Raw genomic sequence first — 18,657 nt, 5'->3', positions numbered from 1 at the left:
AATAACGATACGTAGCCCCTGCCCAAACCGCCGAGAGGAGAGAACCATGAAAAACCGCAGCATACTAGAGCAAACGAGCCATCGTCCGATACCTATGCCAGACGGGCCCTGGGTCATGAAGCAGGGTTGGAACGACCTGCTTTTCGCCCATTGGCCGGTAGAAGAACACAGCCTGCTTCCCCATATTCCCCCCCGGCCTTGAACTTGAGCGATGGGAAGGAAGGCCGTGGATCAGCGTCGCCCCGTTTCTGCTGGATCCGCTCCGCTTGCGGGGGATGCCGCCCGTACCGGGGACCCGGAAGTTCCTGGAGTTGAACGTTAGAACGTACGTGAACTGCAGCGGCAAACCCGGCATTTGGTTTTTGACGCTGGAAGCGTCGAATCCGCTGGCGGTCGCGGGTGCCCGCATGCTGGCCCGCCTGCCCTACCGCTACGCCCGAATGCAAAAGAGCCATCAAGAGGGATTCATCCAATATGTCAGCGAAAGGGATCGCGGGCATGGAGAGTCCCCGGCGATATGGAAAAGCCGGTATCGCGCGGTAAACCCGAAAGTCTATCATGCCGAGCCCGGGACCCTCGTCCATTGGCTGACCGAGCGGTATTGTCTGTATTCCGCCGGATCCGACGGTGAGCTCCGAATCGGGGAGATTCACCACCTTCCCTGGCCGCTCCAGGAGGCGGGACTGTGGATCGAGGAAAACAGCCTGACGGCCTCGTTCGGCTTGGTCCACGACCCGGAGCCGGCGCTGCTGACGTATACCCCGCGGCTGGAGGTACTGCTGTGGCCCGTGCTGAAAATATAAATGGCCCTTAACAGTGAGTACGAGAATAGGAGCCAGTAAAAACAAAGAGGCACTCGGGCTGACCGCAGCATTGCGATATGAAGAATATCGCAATGCTGTAATGCGCTGTGCCGTAATGCGGAAAACCGTATTGTGCATTACTGTATAGTGCACTACTATATAGTGCATTACCGTATTGCGAATTACCGTTACCGCAATTACTACAATTCAGCAATTCAGCAGTTCAGCAATTCAGCAGTTCAGCAATTCAGCAATTACAGCAATATCGCAATCCGCCATGCCGCAAATCCAAAAGGCAGAGAATCCTCTCAGAGAGGACGCTCTGCCTTTTCCTGCAAACTCTAGCGGTCGGATGCTTAAACATGCCTATAGCGAATGCCCGATGGCGCGTCGAAACTCTTCGATTGCCTGACGAACCGCATGGGGCGTATCCAGCGTCAGAACGCTGTCGGCCAGCGAGCGGCAGGCTTCCCGGTCGAGAGCCGACAGTTCTTTTTTGATAACGCCCAGCCTGCCAGCCTCCATGCTCCATTCGTCCAAGCCGAGCCCCAGCAGCAGCGGAGCGGCCAGCGGATCGCCGGCCATCCCGCCGCACATGCCGGTCCATTTGCCCGCCCGATGGGAAGCTTCGATGACCTGACGGATCAGCTGCAGCACCGCCGGGTGGAAATAATCGTACAGGTAAGCGACCTTATCGTTCATCCGGTCCACAGCCAGCGTGTACTGAACCAGGTCGTTCGTACCGATGCTGAAGAAATCGACCTCACGGGCAAACGCCCCTGCCATGACGGCCGCCGACGGCACCTCGACCATGATTCCCGCCTCGATGCGCTCGTCGAATGCCGCTCCGCTGCGCCTCAGTTCTTCCTTCGTCTCCTCCAGCACGCCCTTGGCTTCCCGCCACTCCTGCAGCCCGGAAATCATCGGGAACATCACCTTGACGTTGCCGAATGCGCTGGCCCGCAGCACCGCACGCAGCTGAACCTTCAGGAGATCCTGCCTGCCCAGACCGATCCGGATCGCCCGATAGCCGAGGAACGGATTGTCCTCCCGCGGCAGATCCAGATACGGCAGCGCCTTATCACCGCCGATGTCCATCGTGCGGATGATCACCGGGCGGCCATCCATGGCGGCCGCCGCCTCCCGGTACGCACGGAACTGCTCCTCCTCGCCCGGCATGGCCGGGGCGTTCATGAACAGAAACTCCGTGCGGAACAGCCCCACGCCGCCGGCGCCCTGCGCGGCGGCGGCTTTCGCTTCGGCGGCCGTCCCGATGTTGGCCGCCAGCTCCACGCGCGTCCCGTCAGCGGTCACCGCCGGACGCGCGGCGTAACGGGCGAGCGCGGCGCGCTCCCGCTCGCCCTCCTCCATCCGGAGGCGGCTCTGCTCCGCCTCCGCCTCGCTGGGCCGGACGATGCAGCGTCCGGCCGCTCCGTCGACGGCGATCAGATCGCCGTCCGCGATGCCGTCGATGGCGCTGCCGGCGCCGACGACGGCGGCAATGCCGAGCGAGCGCGCCAGGATCGCCGTGTGCGACGTCGCACCGCCGGCGCGGGTGATCAGCCCCACCACCCGCTCGGGGTCAAGCTGGATCGTGTCCGACGGCGCCAAGTCGTCCGCCACGAGGATGACCCGCTCCGTAATCGCGGATAACCCGCGGTCCTCTTTCGCCGCCAACGCGTTCAGCAAACGTCCGCCAATGTCTCGTATATCCGCGGCCCGCTCTTTCATATAGTCGCTGCTCATGGCCTCGAACACGCCGGCTACCTGTTCCACGATGCCGGCAACGGCCTGCTCCGCGGGCACCCGCTTCTCCTGCACCCAAGCCTCCATCTTCGGATAGAAGGCCGGGTCATCCAGCAGCCTGCGCTGACCCGTCACGATCCCGGCCTGGTCTTCGCCAAGCGTCTCCGCCGCCTTTGCCGCCAGCTCCTCCAGCTGCAGGGCACACCGGCGCTTCGCCTCTCCCAGCCTGGAGAGCTCAGCCCGAATCGCCTCCGGGCCCCCGGGAAGCTCCGCGGGAGCCGGCGCACCGCCGGCCTCTTTCCGCCGGTGGATGAAGGCCGGCGCGATCCGTACCCCTTCCGACACGCCAATGCCTTGAAGATACAGCGTGTCCATCAGTCCTCACCGAACTTGCCGTCCACGAGCTCCGCCAAAGCGCGGACCGCTTCTTCGTCTCCCGGTCCGGCGGCTTCGATCGTTACGACCGATCCCGCTTCGAGCCCAAGCGTCATCAGCTCCAGCATGCTTTTGCCGTCGGCCCGGCGTCCATCCTCCGTTACGACCGCCACCTGCGCTTCATATTGTCCCGCCCGATCCGAGAACTGCTGAGCCGGCCGCACATGAAAGCCCTGTTTATTCCGTATGGTCACCGTTTGTGTAATCATGTTGCTCCTCCCCTTTATGAAGCCGGTCACGCCAGCAGCGCGATCCGGCCCTTATAAGCTTCGATCAATGCCTCGTTATGTGCGTCGGCCCCGTCGATGTTGCCGCTCAAAAATACCGGCGGCGTAAGCCCCTTGTCGAACATGATCCCGATCGCCTCCGCGAATACGGCGTTCAGAATCGCCGCTCCGATCACCGTCGAGCTGGGCGCAAAGGCGACCTCCATGCCTGGATACCGAAGCACCGCATCCCCTTTAACAGAGAAGTTGTCGATGACCAGATCGACGGCGTCGGCCAGATGCCGGCCGCTCTCATGGCGGGATGGTTGGCTCTTGGAATACGCCAGGGAAGTTATGCCGATGGTAAAGGCGCCTTTCTGCCCGGCCATTAGCGCAACATCCACCGGTACTGGATTACGCCCGGAGGTTGACAGCACGAATACCACTTCGCCTTCCCGGATATCCTGCTCATCCATGAAGTCTGCCGCAAGGCCGTTCTGCCGCTCCAGCTCGGATGAGCGCACTGCGCCTTCGTGCAGCATCAGCTTCTCCACGAAGATGGGACGGATGGGGGCAAGCCCGCCGGCCCGATAGAACACTTCTTCGGTGAGGATGTGCGAATGCCCGCAGCCGAATAAATGGATGATGCCACCCTGCTCTATGCAATCCGCGACCTTGACGGCAGCTCTCCGGATCTCCTCTGCCTGCTTCGTCCGTACCTTATGCAGCAGCTCGCCGATAATGTTGAAATACGCGTTCATCAGCATAATTCCTCCCCCTTCGCTTCAAAATCCAGCTTCCTTCTGGCCTGCAGCACCATGTCCGCCATCGCGTCCAGGCTGCGTTCGATGATCTTTTCCCCTTTCGCCCTGCTTGCCCGGGTGGCGTCGCCCAGCACCGCCGAAGACGTCATCTCTTCCCATGGTGTGGGGGTGCAGTCTGCGTCGTCAGGGATATGCGGTTTCCCGTCGATCGCACGGTCCATGTCCACATGCTCTTCAGCCAAATACAGCATGTAGGACGTTTCGATTTCGTCGGCATGCATGTAGGTGCCATGAGCCGCAGGCGTTTCCCGGACTTCTGCGGTCACTTCCTTCGTTCCGGGATAGAAGAAATAGAATACCTTCAGGTCCGGCACCCGTTCATACAGCACCCTCGCGGCCTCCTTCAGGGCGACGGCATTTCCCAAATGCCCGTTGACCATGGCCAGAATGCGGAAGCCCTGGTTGTGCAGGCTTTCCCCGATATCGGCAAGGAGCCGTATCAGCGCCTCGTTAGACACGTTAATGCTCCCCGGAAAATGACGCAGGCTCCACACCTGCCCGTAAGGCAGCGTCGGCAGTACGAATCCGCCGGTGCGCGCAGCCAGTTTGTCCGCGAGCCGTTCGGCAAGCAGATTGTCCGTGCCTAGGGGAAGATGCGGGCCGTGCGCTTCCACGGCGCCAACCGGCAGTATGGCCGTGCGGTGCAGGCGGATCTTGTCCATGACGTCAGCCGAGTTTTCATGCTCGAATTTCATGACCCTGCCCCCTTACTTTTTGAATGTAAAGCAGCGGGCCGGGTTGGCGACAAAAAACTTCTCGATCAGCTTTTTGCCGTCAAGCCCTGCTTGATCCGCCTCGTCGATGAATCGGGGCACCCATTTGGCAATGATATATTCCAGCCCCAGTCCATGATCGTAATGCTTGTAGTAGGTTTTGCGTGCGGTGTCCCCGCTGATCAGGATTTGGTCTTCGTACCCTTTGCGGACGAGATTTAGAATCAGCGCGATCCGCGTACTTTCAGGCGCGTATTTGATCTTGCCGATGCCGTCAAAGCTAAGGAACGCGCCGGTTGCGGCGATTTGCTCGTGGTAATACGGATCCGGATTCCGGTCCATGTGTCCAAGGCTCAAATAAGACAGGTTTACGCCTTCGCTTCTCAAGAGCTCAATCTGCTCCAGCGCCATCGTGCCGACCTCCGTATGGGAGTGGACGGGAGCTTTCGTTTCGTGATGCGCCCTCGCCACGGCCCGCAGCGTCTTTTCCTCCAAGGGCGTGATCCGGTTGTAGCCCGTTCCGAACTTAACCTGGCCTGCCTTGAACGGCGTCCCTTCCAGCCCTTCCTCGACCTCGCGAATGACGAAATCGGCCAGCTCGTTGATCGTCTTCGCCTCAATCCACTGGGCGTAAGTATCATAGGGCCCGATAAGGGGCTTCAGCTCTTCCTTGATGCCCGCGTCCCACAAAAAGCTTTTGTTGAATCCGGCCGTCCCGACGATCCGGATGCCCGTCTCGCGGGCGATCTCCTCTACGGCATGAACATCCCGGCCATAGTCGACCGCCGTTGCATCCACGATCGACTGCCCGCCGTACCGTTTGAAATCCAGCACGTCCAGCTTCGACTTCTCCTTATCGTCCAGCAGCAGATCGTCTTCCCCCCGCTCCTGCCAATAGGCCGGGCGGCATACGATATGCTCATGGGAGTACGTAAAACCGAGCTCCCTTGGATCAATATCCCCGTGAAGTGTGCGAATAAAGCCCATAATCGTTCCTCCTCCATTCTTGGTGAGTGGTTGGTGTCGTTGGTAAGATCCGGCTGCATACAAGAACCGCTATGGCCCAGGAAAGACGGCGCTCCGACCGCTCGCCGTCTTCCGTTTGGCCGGTTTCAAATATCCATTTTAAAAGAACAGCTTGGCGATAAAGTGCAAAATCGGACCGATGATGAACATATCCGAGTCAGCGGCCCACATGGCCGTGTCCGGCACGGTTGAAGAGATCAGGAAGCTTACCATGACAAACTGCCCCCAGGCGACGATCGTCGATGTCACGAAGCCCCCGATTACCGCTCCGCGCACGCCGCCTGTCGAGTTGCCGAATACGCCAGCCGTCGCCCCGTGGAAGAACAGCACGATCATCGTCGGTACAAAAATGTAGGACACCGTGCTGCCGAGCACGAGCAGCCAGATGATGGCTCCGGCGAAAGCGCCGAGGAAACCGAGCACAACGGCGTTCGGCGCGTAAGGATACACGACCGGGGCATCCAGCGCCGGCTTGGCCCCGGGCACCAGTTTGGTCGCAATCCCGTTAAAGGCCGGCACGAGCTCGCCGACAAACATCCGCACCCCCATCAGCACGATAGCAATGCCGCCGGCGAACGTAAATGACTGGATAATGGAATAAATGATAAAGTTCTGGTCTCCTGCCTTGGCGATCAGGGCAGCAGCCTCGGGAGTCCCCTTGGTTGACAGAATGATCGCTCCGATCAGGAACAGCACGCCCATGCTGAGCGCCGTAATCACGTTGGAGTCGCGAAGAAATTCGAATCCCTTCGGCACTTTGATCTTCTCGGAATCGTTCTTTTTGTTACCGAGCACCTTGCCCAGCAGCGCCGCCAGCAGGGCAACGGAGGCTGAGGTGTGACCCAGAGCGATGTTGTCGTTCCCGGTAACTTTTCTCAGGAACGGCTGAACCAGGGCCGGCTGGAAAGTCCAGTACAGGCCCAGAATGACGGCGATGACGACCACGAGTTTCCATACCGGAACGCCGGTGCCTGCCGCATGGACGATGACGCCAGCAAAGATCGTCGAGGTCCAGAACATCATGTGTCCGGTCAGATAAATGTATTTGAACCGGGTAAACCGGGCCAGCGCCACGTTGATCAGAAAGCCGACCAGCATGGCCAGCGTGACGGCGCTGCCGAATTTGGCGTTGAAGGCTTCCTGGCCCATGAAGCTGCCGAGCGAGCTGGTCTTCAGGCCGAACACTTCCTTCCACATCGGTTCGAACACGTTCAGCGCATTCACGATGACGTCCGAACCCGCTCCGATGATGAGGAAGCCGATGATCGCCTTGAACGTCCCGCTCACCAGCTGGCTGGTCGATTTTTTCTGAAGCATGAGGCCGACCAGAACGATGAAGCCGAGCAGTATAGCAGGTGTTCCGAAAATATTGGTTGCGATCCAATAAAGCACGTCCATGGATGGACACCTCCTCGGTTAGGTCAAGATAGGGCTTACAAGGATTCCTCCAGCTTTTGCTTGATTTCGTCATTGTCGAAGTAGTTATTGACGACGATGATCCGGGCGGAATGGCCCTCCAGGCTTTGCGCCAGCTCTTGGCTAGTGATAATATAGTCGGCCTCCATACCCGAAGCCGTGGATACATCCGTATGCTCCACGTCGGCGCTGACGCCCATCGCACTCAGCACATTTTCCACATTCATCCGCAGAATCAGACTCGTTCCTTGTCCCAAACCGCATACGCATAATACTTTCATTGCTCATTCCCCCTAATGATTTGTTGGATAGCTTCCACATCGGCCGCCTGTTTGAACTGTTCCAGATGCGCCGGACTGCTCAGCAGCGTCGTCAGCTGGCGCAGCAGGGCGATATGCTCGCCGCTGTCGGAACCGCCAAGGGCGAATACCAGCTGCACCGGATCGTTGGCGCTGTGGCCGAAGACGACCGGTTCCTTCAGCCGGACAAAAGACACCGCGGCCTCAATCACTCCGTCCTGCGCCCGGGCGTGCGGCAGGGCAATACTCGGGGCAAGGACGAAATACGGGCCCCTCTCCCGGTAGGAATCTACCATTGCGTCGGCGTAGCGTGCTTCTGCAGCACCCGCCTCCGTCAGCAGCGCACCTGCCAGCCGGATTGCCTCCTCGGCGGAAGCCGCTTCCGCATCCAGCGCAATGAGCGGAGGTTCAAGAAATTTCATGTTCATCTCTCCCGTTCGGATAGTTTAGCCGGAACTTGAAGCCGTCCCGATCTGCTTCAGAATCTGCTTCTTCGTATGCGCCTCCTTCAGCCGGTTCAGGCCGGCTGCCTCCTTCAGCATGCCCGTCAGCTCGGACAATGCTTTTAGATGCGACTCTCCGTCGATGGCCGCCAGCACCAGAACGACCTTCACCTGGTGGCGCGCTTCCCCGGAAAAAGCCACGGGCCGCTCTAATTGCAGAAGGCTCATCCCCAGCCGCTTCACGCCATCCTCTGGCCGGCCGTGCGCGATGGCGATTCCGGGCGCGACCACAATGTATGGGCCGAGGGACTCTACTTTGCCGATCATGGCATCGATGTAGCCTTTGTCGATGTATTCTTCCGCCAGCAGCGGCTGGGCTGCTTCCCGGATCGCTTCGCGCCAGCTCGCACTCTCCCGCTGCAGGCGGATCATCGGCGCAGGCAGCAGCTCGGCCAGGGAAGGCTTGGGCCGCTCGCCCAGCCATACTTTGCTCCGGCCGCTGGACAGGTAGCGGCCGAGTTCGTCGGCGAGGCCCGCTTCGTCGGTCACGTCGGCGTGCTTACGGACGATATCGAGCAGTGCCTGTACCGAGCTCGCCTGTGTCCTCTGGCCTCTGCCGCCCGCCTTGTTCACCCTGCCGAGCAGATTCTCTTTGTCCTTATCGCTGAGGATCGAACGGACGACATAAACGGGCACTTTGCTGTCCGGCAGCGGGACTGTTGAGAAAATTAAATCGACCCGCTCCTGGAACTGCTCGTATTCCCGCAGGGAAAGCATCGCGATAATGTCCAGAGTGGAGAAAAGCCCCTCCAGCTGGGCCTTCAGCATTCTCGATGCCGAGATCCCGTTCACGCAGACGATCGCCGCCCTCCGCCGGGCCGCCGGTTCCACTTCCTCCCGGCGCAGCCATCCGCCGAAATGCATGGCCAGATAGCTGATCTCGACGTCGCTCAGCTTCCGGCCGACCAGCTCCTCGAAGGCATATGCCGAGCGCCGGGTGAGCTCAAATAAATCGCCGTATTTACTGCGGATGTCCTCCAGAAGAGGATTGACCAGCTCCAAACCGTATATGATCCGGTAATACGCCGGCTTCAGGTGAACCAGCAGGTCCTCCTCCACGGCTTCCCGGCCGCCAAGCCAGACGCAGGCGCTGCGCTGGAACGCATCCGTCATCTCCCGGGCCGCGTCCCGCAGGCGTCCGATAATTTCATCCGAGCCTGTCAGCTGCTCCATCCGGTTCGCCCTTGCCCCAAGCAGATGCATCGTAAGGTAAGCGTTTTCTTCTTCCGGTACCGGGCTGCCAAACAAGCGGCCAAGGCCGTCCGCAATTCGGGAAGCCGCGTCATATTCGGGTGTCTGCCGAAGCACTTCCCGCTCGTCCTCATCCACACGGATCACACGGCCGGACTGGATCCGGCGGATAAACAGCAAAAATCGGGTGGTCAAATGAAAGAGCATCTCGTCGGTGAGCTCCACGTTCAGCATCCGCTCGCTGGCCGCGATCAGCCGGTAGATCTGACGCCGGATGCCTTCGTCCGTATTCTCCGGCATGATGTCCCGCAGCGGATCCTGCTCTCCCCAGTAGCCCGTACGGCTGACCGCCTGCTCCCAGCTGACGCTGCCGGCAAGCTGATCGCAACAGCGGGTCAGCTCTCTCCTGATCCTTGCCTCTTCGCCGTGCACTTCGTAGCCCCGCTTCCGGTCATACACCACCTCGAGGCCGGCCGCCTCCAGCTGCGCGCGGACCGCATTCAAATCCTTCAGCACCGTCCCCCGGCTGACTTGGAGCAGCTCGGTTAGTCGGTGGATAAAGACGGGACTCTTTGCCGTGAGCAGCCGGATCGCGATCCAGGCAAGCCGCTCTCGCTGGGACAAATAATACTGCTGGGCCGCAGAGCTCTCTGCCCTTGCCGTGTCCGGGATCCCCCGGCGGCTGGCCTCGGGCAGCGAATAACCGGCCGTGCGTACGTACTCGACAGGGGGCAGCTCCAAAGTCTCCAGCCAGTCATTGATTTTGTTCATATCGTAATACACGGTTCTTCGGGAGATGCCGAGCCTCTGCGTCAGTTCATCCAGCGTCACGTAATCGTCCGTCTGCACCAGCAGCTTCAGTATTTCGGTACTGCGTTCATCAAGCATTCCGGCATCCCTCCTGTCATTGACGAAATATGTCGTTCCTTGTGACTCGATTATACCTATGGCCCTGCTGCGAATGACAGTTCAATTCCTGGAAGTCCGGTTTGTGCAAAAATGAATACTATCGATTTCCAGCACTGCATTTATCGGCTTTCTTTCGGATCCGTCCAAGACGATGTGGATATTTCGGATGACAATATATGTAAATAATGGTAAAAAGGAGAATAGATACAGGAAGGGATGATACATCTGTGAAAAGGTCGACGGCATGGTTCGCATTATCGTTTGTGTTCATTTTTTTCAGTGCGCCGATGGGTTACTTCTTCTTCAGGAATATATTTTTTTACAATATGAATTTGACCGGTGAATACGAGACGCTGCTGTACTGCACCCTGCTCTCCCCGCTTCTTATCGGCGTACTCATGTTCCTGATCGGGCTTGCCGAGCTGAAGCAGAACCACTAAAAGAAGACCCTCTGCCTGTTGGCAGAGGGTCTTCTGATTTCATGGTCTCATCTATTCATTTTAAATCAAAGATAAGCTGAAATGCGGCATTAGGCCCGCTGTCTTCTGGCCGAACGGTCATCGCTCAGCAGCCACATGTGGTAGAAGTATTCGAAAATCCCTGCCACGATGGTGATAACCAGCATATCCGTATACGACAAGGACCACAGATTCGATGCACGCACCGCCCAAAGCATGAGAAAAACCAGAACAGCATCGCACAGCGTGGAAACGATATTGTTCTGGGAAGCGCGGAGAATCAGCAGGTCGCCGACCAAATAGGAAATGACGCCGATCGCCAGCGCCGTGGCCAATGCCCCCCAGATCGTTGCCGTAGAGAGTACCAACAGCATCGCCGTGATCACAACCAAATGAGCCACCAATTTAACGGCAAATTTCCCCATATCCCTGACCTCCTTTCCTCATTTGGAATGTTTTTCATGCAAGTTATAAACAGGTTCGGGTGCTTTAAAACGATCAACTGCCTTGCAGAAAATCGTTCATTTTTATTACCATGTGCCAAAAGGTCTGTTTATATGCGCATGGACTTGCGCATAAGCCGGTTTATGCCATATAATGACCACAGTCATTTATGACCAGGGTCATTTTTTATAATGAGGTGAACAAAGTTTGCTGAGAGACCAGAAGAAGAAGAGCACCCGGGAAAACATTACCCGCAATGCCATTCAAATGTTTAAGGAAAAGGGCTACGACAACGTCACCGTGGAGGAGATTGCCGCCGCGTGCGGAATCGCGAAAGGAACCTTTTTTAACTATTTCCCCAAAAAAGAGCATGTGCTTCTGTATGTAGCCGATTCGTACGCCAGCCTGATGGACGACATCGTCGCGCGTCATCAGGATGGTCCCTTGAAGCAGCGCATTTTGCGAATCTTGCGCGACCTGCTGCACATCTATATGCAGCATGAGGAGCTTCTGCGGCTGACTTTGATGGAAACGATCAAAGCTGAAATCGTATCAGGCAGCGAATTAACCAACATTTCGAATTTCAAAAATGCATTGCGCCGGGTGATGGTGGATGCCGGAGAACAAGACCCCCAGCAGCGGCTGTCAGACCCCGAGCTAAGCGCAGGAGTGGTGGTCGGACTGCTCTTCCAAACGCTGATAACGCTGTCCTCCAAGATGAATGAAGACGGGATATACGGATCGATTGAACGGCAGCTGGATGCCGTGTGGGAGGGAATCGGAAGGTGAAACGGCTGAAGCGGATCGTACGAAGCAAAACCTTTATGGTTTTGGCACTATTGCTTGTTTTTATTTATCTGAATAACACCTCCCTGCTGGCCAAGCCCCGGGATGGTTCCCCTTTTCTGCTCGCCCATCGCGGATTGGCCCAAACCTTTACGATGGAGGGAATCACGAACGACACCTGTACCGCGGAACGGATTTATCCCCCCGAGCACCCCTATCTGGAAAATACGCTTCCGTCCATGGAAGCCGCATTTCAGGCAGGTGCCGATATGGTGGAACTCGATATCAAGCTGACGAAAGACGATCAGATCGCCGTGTTCCATGACTGGACACTGGACTGCCGCACCAATGTGAAAGGCATGACGACGGATTACACGATGGCCGAGCTGAAAAAGGTTGATATCGGCTACGGTTATACCGCCGACGGCGGACAAACGTATCCGTTCCGTGGAAAGGGCGTCGGGCTTATGCCGACGCTGGATGAGGTGCTGAAGCAATTTCCGGACCGGTCTTTTCTGATTCATATGAAAAGCAGTGATCCAAAGGAAGGCACCCGGCTGGCGGATGCGATGTCGGCGCTGCCCGAACAGCGGCTGAAGCAGCTCGCCTTCTATGGCGGGGATGAGCCGGTTGCGGCTCTCCAAGCAAAGCTTCCCGAAGCCCGCGTCATGTCCATCGCCACGATGAAGCGCTGCCTGATTCCTTATCTGGCCGCGGGATGGACGGGGTATATGCCTTCAGCCTGCAAGCATACGGAGCTGCATATTCCCGAGAAAATCGCCCCGCTCCTGTGGGGATGGCCAAACCGCTTCCTGAACCGGATGGACAAGGCTGACACGCGGGTCATCGTCGTCGGCGGCGACGGCAGCGATTTCTCATCGGGCTTTGACAGCCCCGAAGACATAAAGCGGCTGCCGGCCCACTACAGCGGCGGCATCTGGACGAACCGCATCGACCGGATCGCGCCTTTATTTAAAGGCAGTTCCGCGGAGGAACCCGCCACTTAGAGTCCTCTTAGAGCCGGGCCTCTCCCGAAATGATTTCAATGTCCAGCTGCTTCAGGGCGTCGATCCATTCCCTGGAGCAGCCTGCATCGGTGACGACCATCGAGATCTGCGTAAGCGGTGCGATCTGGGCGAAGGTGGTGACCCCGAACTTGGAATGGTCCGCGACGAGAATGGCCTCTTCCGTACGCTCGATCATTTTGCGGGACAGCAGCGCTTCTTCCAGATGATAATCGGTGATCCCGTCAGTCAGCGATATGCCCCCTGCGGAAATAAACGCCTTATTCACCTTGAAACGATCGAGCAGCTCATGGCTGATCATCCCCGTAGCCGCCTGATGCTCCGGATTGATCTCGCCCCCAGCAAACACGATTTTCCCCCGGAACCCCTCAAGGGCAAGGTTTAATATCGGCACGGAGTTGGTGATGACCGTGACTTGGGGGCGCTCCATCACATTCCGCATAATTTCCAGTGTCGTGGTACCGTTGTCCAGCAGCACGGTCTCCCCGTCTTCAATCAGGGACGCCGCCAGTTTGCCGATCTCCTGCTTTTCGCTGCGGTGCATCAGGGAACGGTTCGTAAACGTCGGCTCCGTGAAGCCGGAACGGACCCGGACCGCGCCGCCGTAAACCTTCCGAAGCTTGCCTTCCTTCTCCAGGCGGTCGAGGTCCCTGCGGATCGTCTCTGTCGAAACGCCAAACATCTCCGCCAGCATGTGCACGCGGACTTTCCCTTCCATCCCCAATTGGCCGAGAATGGTCTCCCGCCGTTCCTCATAGGTTAAGGACATATCGAAACCCTCCTTTATACCAAAGGCTTAGTATTGGACACATGTGGTTTTTCATCGCTTACATGTGTTTTGTTGTTGTTTCTTATAAGTGTAGTTGGCGATGGAGAGGAATGTCAAACTTCAAAAAAATCAATTGACAGCAGCCTTCACCAGGACTAAAATCAACTAAAACCACATAAACACACACAATGCAACATTGATATGTGTGGTTTGTTAAATCAACGTAAAATGACGAGGGGGACACGTGAGATGAGCAAGAGCTTGTCTTTTCGAAAGGACGGCACCTTTACGATTGTACAGTTTACCGATTTGCATTGGATGGACGGCAGACCTGAGGACCAGCGCACACGCGAGATCATGGAACGGGTCATGGATGCTGAGAAACCGGATTTGGTCGTTATCACCGGAGACGTCATTTATACCGGACCCGTGTCCCCGGGAAAAAAAGAATGCGAGCATCCCCGGGAAGCCTTCCGGGATGCGGTCGCTGCCTTGGAAGAACGCGGCATCCCGTGGGCGGTCGTCTTCGGCAATCATGATACGGAAAACCGGATCAGCCGGGACGAACTGATGCAGACTGTGCTGGAGCACCGGCACACGGTAACAGAGCCCGGTCCGGCGGACTTGAGCGGGTCGGGCAATTACACACTGGAGTTGGTTGACGCGGAAGGGCGTCCGGCCGCCAACCTGTATTTCCTCGATTCCGGGGATTATTCGAGCCTCGAGCAGGTTCCCGGCTACAACTGGATCCAGCGGGACCAAATCAACTGGCTCGCCGCTGAATCCGCCAGGCTGAATCCGAGCGGGCAGGCGGAGAAGCTGCCTGCGCTGGCATTCTTCCATATCCCGATTCCCGAATATCAGGAAGTATGGGACACCCAAGTCTGCTATGGCCATAAATACGAACGGGTCTGCAGCCCTCCGGTCAACTCCGGACTGTTTGCGGCACTGGTCGAAATGGGCGACGTCATCGGTACGTTCTGCGGACACGATCATATCAACGATTACAGCGGAACGCTGCACGGCATCCGCCTGAGTTACGGGCGGGCCACCGGCTGCAACACATACGGCAAAGAAGGATTTATGCGGGGTGCCCGCGTCATCCGCCTGTCCCTTGGCGAGAAGGACTTCGATACCTGGCTCCGGCTGGAGGACGGGTCCGCCGCTCTGGAACAGCCGATTCATGAACCCGATACCCAAGAAACCAACTAAACAATCAAGGGGCTGACTCATTTTGTTATTACCGATTGTTCTTGTGATTGCTTCCGGCATGGCCCATGCCGTGTGGAGCATGTTCACCAAGCGGAGCCGCAGCAAAAGCGTCTTTCTGTGGTCAATCATGATGGTCGCGACGATTCTGCTGCTGCCGGTGCTGATCACCGAGCTCTGGAAAAATCCGATGAACGCCGCTTCCTACGGCCTGCTCCTGCTGTCGATGCTTCTTCAGGCCGTCTATTCCTGGCTCTTGTCGAAAACCTATGAGCTGGGCGACCTGTCGCAAATCTATCCGATCATGCGGGGCACCAGCACGCTGCTCGTCCCTGTGATCGGCGTCCTTTTTCTGAACGAATCGCTGTCCGTCTTCGGCTGGCTCGGCATCCTCTGCATGCTCGGCGGATTCGCCGTGCTGAGCGGTATCGGCTCCAACAGCCGCAGCGGCGGGCAGCAGGCCCAAGGCTTGAAGCCCGTGCTTATGGCTTTGTGCGTCGGGCTGTGTACCACCTGCTACGTCTTCGTCGACAAGCTGAATCTGGAGCATGTCTCTCCGATCGCGCTGCTGGAGGTGACCAACATCGGATTTGTGCTCGGTCTGACCCCGGCCGTGATCGCCTCTCGAAAAATTGTTGAGGAATGGAAGGCCAACAAAACTACGCTGCTGCTAGGGGCTGTTTTAAACCCGGGATCTTATCTGCTATTCCTGTTCGCCATGTCCCAGGCGCCGATGGCCCATATCAGCCCGCTGCGGGAAATCGGCACCATCTTCGCCACTTTCCTCGGCGTCCTGCTTCTGAAGGAGCAGCAGGGATTGCGGCGGATGCTGTGCTCCGTCGTTATTTTTGGCGGCATTGTTCTGATCGGCATGCTGGGCTGACTGTATTACTCTGACATGACTCAGCGTCTCAACAAAATAGCAAGCACCAACATGGTTGCGAATCGGTTGGTTTCCAGATAAACATCAGAAAAGTGCGCCCGGGGCGCGCTTTTTATTTACGGATGAGCCGGTATACCAAGTCCTCTGAATCTCTTGAGCTTTTTGCGGATCGTCCATGAGCAGAGTCTTGTACTCCAGCATCTTGTTAAGGGTGTCCAGCATTTGATCGTATTCTTCACTCTTGCCTTCGATCTCCTTTTTCTTACCGCGAATCCAATCTATAATCTCTAGATTGGTACTCATATTGGTGTCGCATTCCTGCAAAGCTTCCTTCAGTTCGGCCAGCGAACAGCCGATGGACTGGAACTTCTTGATGAGCCCCAACCGCTCGACAGCCTCTTCAGAATAGTTTCGATAATTGTTGCTTTCTCGCCGGACATGCCGATCATCCAACAAGCCTTCCTTTTCATAAAAGCGGATCGTATGGATCGTTAATCCCATCTTGTCCGCCAGTTCCTGAATTCTCATCATCATTTCTCCTTTGGACCGCTTGCCCTAGAGTTCGCTTCATAGTTTATGCTTAACACGATCAAACAGTCAACCTATGAAGGAGGATATCATCATGCATGTTTTTGTTACAGGAGCAACAGGGTTTGTCGGTTCTGCGGTCGTCCGGGAACTGATCGGCGCGGGGCATACCGTAACGGGTCTTTGTCGTTCTGAGGAGAAAGCTGCAGGATTAAAGGCGGCGGGAGCTGAAGCGCTGTACGGCACGCTGGACGATTTCGATACGCTAAGCAGCGCCGCCGCGGCAGCGGACGGTGTGATTCATCTGGCGTTCAGTTCACCCACCAACGATTTTTCCAACTTTGAAGGTGCGCTGGCTCTGGATTTGCGGGCTGTCCAAGCCATTGGAGCGGCGCTCGAAGGCTCCGGGAAGCCGTTCATTACCACAGGTCACCCTCATGAAAATGGACATACCGTGGACGATGCAGTGCTCGCCATGGCAGAGCGGGGTATTCGGGCATCCATCGTCACGCTAGCACCGACCGTGCACGGCGAAGGAGATAGGGCATTCGTGCCGAAGCTGATCAACATCGCCCGGGAGAAGGGGTTCTCCGCCTACATCGGCGATGGAACGAACCGCTGGCCGGCGGTTCATCGCCTGGATGCGGCGGTTCTGTACCGTCTGGCGCTGGAATCCGCCCCGACGGGTTCACAGATGGTTGCAGTCGGCGATGTAGGCATTCCGTTCCGCGAGATCGCCGAGGTCATCGGGCAGCAATTGAACGTGCCGACGGTCAGCATTACACCTGAAGAAGCTGCCGCCCATTTCGGCTTTCTTGGCCCCATTGCGGCATTCGACATCGCAGGCGTGTTCAACACTGCGCAGGCGAGTCAAGCAACACGGGAGCTTCTGGACTGGAAACCGGTGCAGCCCGGACTAATCGCCGATCTCGAAGAAGGGCATTATTTTGCATAAGAAAAACGTCTATCGACGTACCTTCCAAGAAGACAGACCGCGTTTAGCGGAAGTTTTTCTTGCGATTATAGAATGGTTCAGCTTCGCTGAAATTTATAAATTCTATAATCTTAAAAAAGGAGGGTGCACCCAAAGTAAAGCTTATAAATTGGCTTCTCGGGCTATAATTACTTCGACTTCACCGAAATGATTCTGTGGCTGGATGATTGGCGTCAAATCAGAAAAGCGCGCCCGAGGCGCGCTTTTCTGCTCACGATAACCTGTCTTCAAGCCTTTTCATCTTCTGCGATCGGGAACCATCCTGGCGTATGGACGATTTTGTGCCATAACGGATCGGCAATCCCCAGTTTTTCTTGATCGTGTAACGTGATCTCTGTTCGGATTTCGTCTTCCCTGCCTTGCGTTACCTTTTCAACCCAATCCGGGTCGATAATCAGCTCACGTCCCAGGGCTATAAGCGGGACTCCCGATTGCAGCGCTCTTAGCGCCTCATCAGGTGTGCGGATCGATCCTACACCGATGACGGGAACTCTTTGCCCGGCGAGCTCATCAATCATCTCCATTCTGGAGCGATTGTCCTCTACTCCACGTCTAGGCTTAGACCAGAAGTCCATCAAAGAAACATGCAAATAATCCAGGTTTTTATTGGCGAGGGCATCCACCAGTTTTAGTGTATCCGCCATCGTAATGCCAGGCGTCATTTCTTCTTCCGGCGAAAACCGGTATCCTACGAGGAACGGCCGTTTAGCATGTTCAGCCACTGCTCTGTTCACTTCATCCACTACAGCAAGCGGAAACGCCATACGCTTGTCTAGATTTCCTCCCCAACGATCATCGCGCCGGTTGGTGTATGGCGAAAAAAATTGTTGGATCAAAAACCGGTTGGCCCCGTGAATCTCTACCCCGTCGAAACCCGCCTCGATTGCCCTCCGGGTGCTGGCGCCAAATGCCCGGATGATCTCTAAAATTTCCTGCTCTTCAAGCGCCCGGGGGATCACGCTCTGCCCTTCTTTTGCAATCGCGCTTGCGCTTACGATCTCACCGTTTGATACCGCCTCCGGCAGAGCTTCGCGTCCCCCATGAAAGATTTGCAAAATGGCTTTGGCCCCGCGTTTCTTCATCGCTGCAGCCAGGCGCTGCAAGCTTGGGATCCGATCGTCATGGTCCGCCGCGATCTCCCCTCCGAATACCTTTCCGCTCGATGTGACGATCGCGCTTCCCGTGACCGCCATTCCAACACCGTTCGAACGGCTTTCATAATACGCGATGACATCATCCGATATCGTACCGTCTTGCCGGGAATAAGAAATCGTCATGGGCGCAAGAACGACTCTGTTCTTGACTTCGACGCCATTTTTGAAACGATAAGGTTCCATTATAGGCTGATATTTAGGGTTCATGTGCGTCTCCTCCTTCATATGTCAGGGATAGGTCTCCCTGATAGAGCACATTTTAAAAGTTGGAGTCGAATCGAAGTCAAGGCCCCTTATAAAGAGCCGTTGTATGAATAAAAAGTAAGCAGACCCCGT

Annotated in this window: 20 protein-coding genes; 7 read left to right on the top strand and 13 right to left on the bottom strand. The window is 56.8% G+C overall.

Annotated elements, in window-relative coordinates:
- Positions 1 to 182: 182 nt before the first annotated feature.
- On the top strand, positions 183 to 803 hold the full coding sequence (locus MKY74_RS11305; protein ID WP_084203898.1) for a YqjF family protein: 621 nt from the start codon (positions 183 to 185) through the stop codon (positions 801 to 803).
- 366 nt (positions 804 to 1,169) lie between these two features.
- Here the strand turns inward: MKY74_RS11305 and ptsP are convergent, their stop codons facing one another.
- The 9 genes from ptsP to MKY74_RS11260 form a co-directional block, all read right to left on the bottom strand.
- On the bottom strand, positions 1,170 to 2,924 hold the full coding sequence (gene ptsP / locus MKY74_RS11300) for a phosphoenolpyruvate--protein phosphotransferase (RefSeq protein WP_076170388.1): 1,755 nt from the start codon (positions 2,922 to 2,924) through the stop codon (positions 1,170 to 1,172).
- Complete coding sequence (locus MKY74_RS11295; protein WP_076170389.1) at positions 2,924 to 3,193, bottom strand: HPr family phosphocarrier protein; 270 nt, start codon at positions 3,191 to 3,193, stop codon at positions 2,924 to 2,926. Before MKY74_RS11295 ends, ptsP begins: the two co-directional genes overlap by 1 nt.
- Positions 3,194 to 3,219: 26 nt before the next feature.
- Positions 3,220 to 3,954: an SIS domain-containing protein gene (locus MKY74_RS11290; RefSeq protein ID WP_076170792.1), complete on the bottom strand. Its 735-nt coding sequence runs from the start codon at positions 3,952 to 3,954 to the stop codon at positions 3,220 to 3,222.
- Entirely contained in the window at positions 3,951 to 4,709 is a 759-nt protein-coding gene (locus MKY74_RS11285) for a creatininase family protein (protein ID WP_076170390.1), read from the bottom strand. Before MKY74_RS11285 ends, MKY74_RS11290 begins: the two co-directional genes overlap by 4 nt.
- A 12-nt stretch (positions 4,710 to 4,721) precedes the next feature.
- Entirely contained in the window at positions 4,722 to 5,714 is a 993-nt protein-coding gene (locus MKY74_RS11280; protein ID WP_076170391.1) for a phosphotriesterase family protein, read from the bottom strand.
- A 138-nt stretch (positions 5,715 to 5,852) separates the two neighbouring features.
- On the bottom strand, positions 5,853 to 7,151 hold the full coding sequence (locus MKY74_RS11275) for a PTS ascorbate transporter subunit IIC (RefSeq protein WP_076170392.1): 1,299 nt from the start codon (positions 7,149 to 7,151) through the stop codon (positions 5,853 to 5,855).
- Positions 7,152 to 7,186: 35 nt separating this feature from the next.
- Positions 7,187 to 7,450, bottom strand: a complete 264-nt coding sequence (locus MKY74_RS11270) for a PTS sugar transporter subunit IIB (RefSeq protein WP_076170393.1) — start codon at positions 7,448 to 7,450, stop codon at positions 7,187 to 7,189.
- Complete coding sequence (locus MKY74_RS11265; RefSeq protein ID WP_076170394.1) at positions 7,447 to 7,890, bottom strand: PTS sugar transporter subunit IIA; 444 nt, start codon at positions 7,888 to 7,890, stop codon at positions 7,447 to 7,449. Before MKY74_RS11265 ends, MKY74_RS11270 begins: the two co-directional genes overlap by 4 nt.
- 24 nt (positions 7,891 to 7,914) lie before the next feature.
- Positions 7,915 to 10,050, bottom strand: coding sequence for a BglG family transcription antiterminator (locus tag MKY74_RS11260; RefSeq protein ID WP_244169266.1), 2,136 nt, complete (start codon positions 10,048 to 10,050; stop codon positions 7,915 to 7,917).
- 248 nt (positions 10,051 to 10,298) lie between these two features.
- On the opposite strand from MKY74_RS11260, the gene MKY74_RS11255 reads away from it, so the two are divergent.
- Positions 10,299 to 10,511 carry a hypothetical protein gene (locus MKY74_RS11255; protein ID WP_076170395.1) on the top strand — a complete coding sequence of 71 codons (213 nt, stop codon included), beginning with the start codon at positions 10,299 to 10,301 and terminating at the stop codon, positions 10,509 to 10,511.
- An 89-nt stretch (positions 10,512 to 10,600) separates the two neighbouring features.
- Here MKY74_RS11255 and MKY74_RS11250 read toward each other — a convergent pair whose 3' ends face one another.
- Complete coding sequence (locus MKY74_RS11250; RefSeq protein WP_076170396.1) at positions 10,601 to 10,954, bottom strand: DUF2512 family protein; 354 nt, start codon at positions 10,952 to 10,954, stop codon at positions 10,601 to 10,603.
- 226 nt (positions 10,955 to 11,180) lie between these two features.
- Here MKY74_RS11250 and MKY74_RS11245 point away from each other — a divergent pair, with 226 nt between their 5' ends.
- Positions 11,181 to 11,762: a TetR/AcrR family transcriptional regulator gene (locus MKY74_RS11245; protein ID WP_076170397.1), complete on the top strand. Its 582-nt coding sequence runs from the start codon at positions 11,181 to 11,183 to the stop codon at positions 11,760 to 11,762.
- A gap of 35 nt (positions 11,763 to 11,797) precedes the next feature.
- Complete coding sequence (locus MKY74_RS11240) at positions 11,798 to 12,766, top strand: glycerophosphodiester phosphodiesterase family protein (RefSeq protein WP_432206607.1); 969 nt, start codon at positions 11,798 to 11,800, stop codon at positions 12,764 to 12,766.
- 7 nt (positions 12,767 to 12,773) lie between these two features.
- On the opposite strand, the gene MKY74_RS11235 is transcribed toward MKY74_RS11240, so the two are convergent.
- Positions 12,774 to 13,553 (bottom strand): DeoR/GlpR family DNA-binding transcription regulator, encoded by a 780-nt coding sequence (locus tag MKY74_RS11235; RefSeq protein WP_076170399.1) that lies wholly within the window; start codon positions 13,551 to 13,553, stop codon positions 12,774 to 12,776.
- Between the two features lie 249 nt (positions 13,554 to 13,802).
- Between MKY74_RS11235 and MKY74_RS11230 the strand changes: the two genes are divergently transcribed.
- Together MKY74_RS11230 and MKY74_RS11225 are read left to right on the top strand one after the other, a co-directional pair.
- Positions 13,803 to 14,765, top strand: coding sequence for a metallophosphoesterase family protein (locus MKY74_RS11230; RefSeq protein ID WP_076170400.1), 963 nt, complete (start codon positions 13,803 to 13,805; stop codon positions 14,763 to 14,765).
- A gap of 22 nt (positions 14,766 to 14,787) precedes the next feature.
- Positions 14,788 to 15,645, top strand: a complete 858-nt coding sequence (locus MKY74_RS11225) for a DMT family transporter (RefSeq protein WP_341012123.1) — start codon at positions 14,788 to 14,790, stop codon at positions 15,643 to 15,645.
- Between the two features lie 84 nt (positions 15,646 to 15,729).
- Here MKY74_RS11225 and MKY74_RS11220 read toward each other — a convergent pair whose 3' ends face one another.
- Positions 15,730 to 16,173 (bottom strand): MerR family transcriptional regulator, encoded by a 444-nt coding sequence (locus MKY74_RS11220; protein ID WP_244169267.1) that lies wholly within the window; start codon positions 16,171 to 16,173, stop codon positions 15,730 to 15,732.
- Positions 16,174 to 16,267: 94 nt separating this feature from the next.
- On the opposite strand from MKY74_RS11220, the gene MKY74_RS11215 reads away from it, so the two are divergent.
- Positions 16,268 to 17,128 carry an SDR family oxidoreductase gene (locus MKY74_RS11215; RefSeq protein ID WP_076170402.1) on the top strand — a complete coding sequence of 287 codons (861 nt, stop codon included), beginning with the start codon at positions 16,268 to 16,270 and terminating at the stop codon, positions 17,126 to 17,128.
- A 266-nt stretch (positions 17,129 to 17,394) separates the two neighbouring features.
- Here the strand turns inward: MKY74_RS11215 and MKY74_RS11210 are convergent, their stop codons facing one another.
- On the bottom strand, positions 17,395 to 18,528 hold the full coding sequence (locus MKY74_RS11210; RefSeq protein WP_076170403.1) for an NADH-dependent flavin oxidoreductase: 1,134 nt from the start codon (positions 18,526 to 18,528) through the stop codon (positions 17,395 to 17,397).
- Positions 18,529 to 18,657: the final 129 nt, after the last annotated feature.

Origin of the sequence: Paenibacillus sp. FSL R5-0378 (genome assembly GCF_038009285.1) — a bacterium.
In the GTDB taxonomy this organism is placed as follows: domain Bacteria; phylum Bacillota; class Bacilli; order Paenibacillales; family Paenibacillaceae; genus Paenibacillus_AQ; species Paenibacillus_AQ favisporus.
Note: the sequence above shows the minus strand (reverse complement) of the source record. Positions and strands in the feature narration are given on the sequence as shown.

Excerpts from the sequence above, each read along its gene's own strand:
- ptsP (WP_076170388.1), bottom strand. The coding sequence starts at position 2,924 with ATGGACACGCTGTATCTTCAAGGCATTGGCGTGTCGGAAGGGGTACGG.
- MKY74_RS11295 (WP_076170389.1), bottom strand. The coding sequence starts at position 3,193 with ATGATTACACAAACGGTGACCATACGGAATAAACAGGGCTTTCATGTG.
- MKY74_RS11285 (WP_076170390.1), bottom strand. The coding sequence starts at position 4,709 with ATGAAATTCGAGCATGAAAACTCGGCTGACGTCATGGACAAGATCCGC.
- MKY74_RS11280 (WP_076170391.1), bottom strand. The coding sequence starts at position 5,714 with ATGGGCTTTATTCGCACACTTCACGGGGATATTGATCCAAGGGAGCTC.
- MKY74_RS11275 (WP_076170392.1), bottom strand. The coding sequence starts at position 7,151 with ATGGACGTGCTTTATTGGATCGCAACCAATATTTTCGGAACACCTGCT.
- MKY74_RS11270 (WP_076170393.1), bottom strand. The coding sequence starts at position 7,450 with ATGAAAGTATTATGCGTATGCGGTTTGGGACAAGGAACGAGTCTGATT.
- MKY74_RS11265 (WP_076170394.1), bottom strand. The coding sequence starts at position 7,890 with ATGAAATTTCTTGAACCTCCGCTCATTGCGCTGGATGCGGAAGCGGCT.
- MKY74_RS11260 (WP_244169266.1), bottom strand. The coding sequence starts at position 10,050 with ATGCTTGATGAACGCAGTACCGAAATACTGAAGCTGCTGGTGCAGACG.
- MKY74_RS11250 (WP_076170396.1), bottom strand. The coding sequence starts at position 10,954 with ATGGGGAAATTTGCCGTTAAATTGGTGGCTCATTTGGTTGTGATCACG.
- MKY74_RS11240 (WP_432206607.1), top strand. The coding sequence starts at position 11,798 with ATGGTTTTGGCACTATTGCTTGTTTTTATTTATCTGAATAACACCTCC.
- MKY74_RS11235 (WP_076170399.1), bottom strand. The coding sequence starts at position 13,553 with ATGTCCTTAACCTATGAGGAACGGCGGGAGACCATTCTCGGCCAATTG.
- MKY74_RS11230 (WP_076170400.1), top strand. The coding sequence starts at position 13,803 with ATGAGCAAGAGCTTGTCTTTTCGAAAGGACGGCACCTTTACGATTGTA.
- MKY74_RS11220 (WP_244169267.1), bottom strand. The coding sequence starts at position 16,173 with ATGAGAATTCAGGAACTGGCGGACAAGATGGGATTAACGATCCATACG.
- MKY74_RS11215 (WP_076170402.1), top strand. The coding sequence starts at position 16,268 with ATGCATGTTTTTGTTACAGGAGCAACAGGGTTTGTCGGTTCTGCGGTC.
- MKY74_RS11210 (WP_076170403.1), bottom strand. The coding sequence starts at position 18,528 with ATGAACCCTAAATATCAGCCTATAATGGAACCTTATCGTTTCAAAAAT.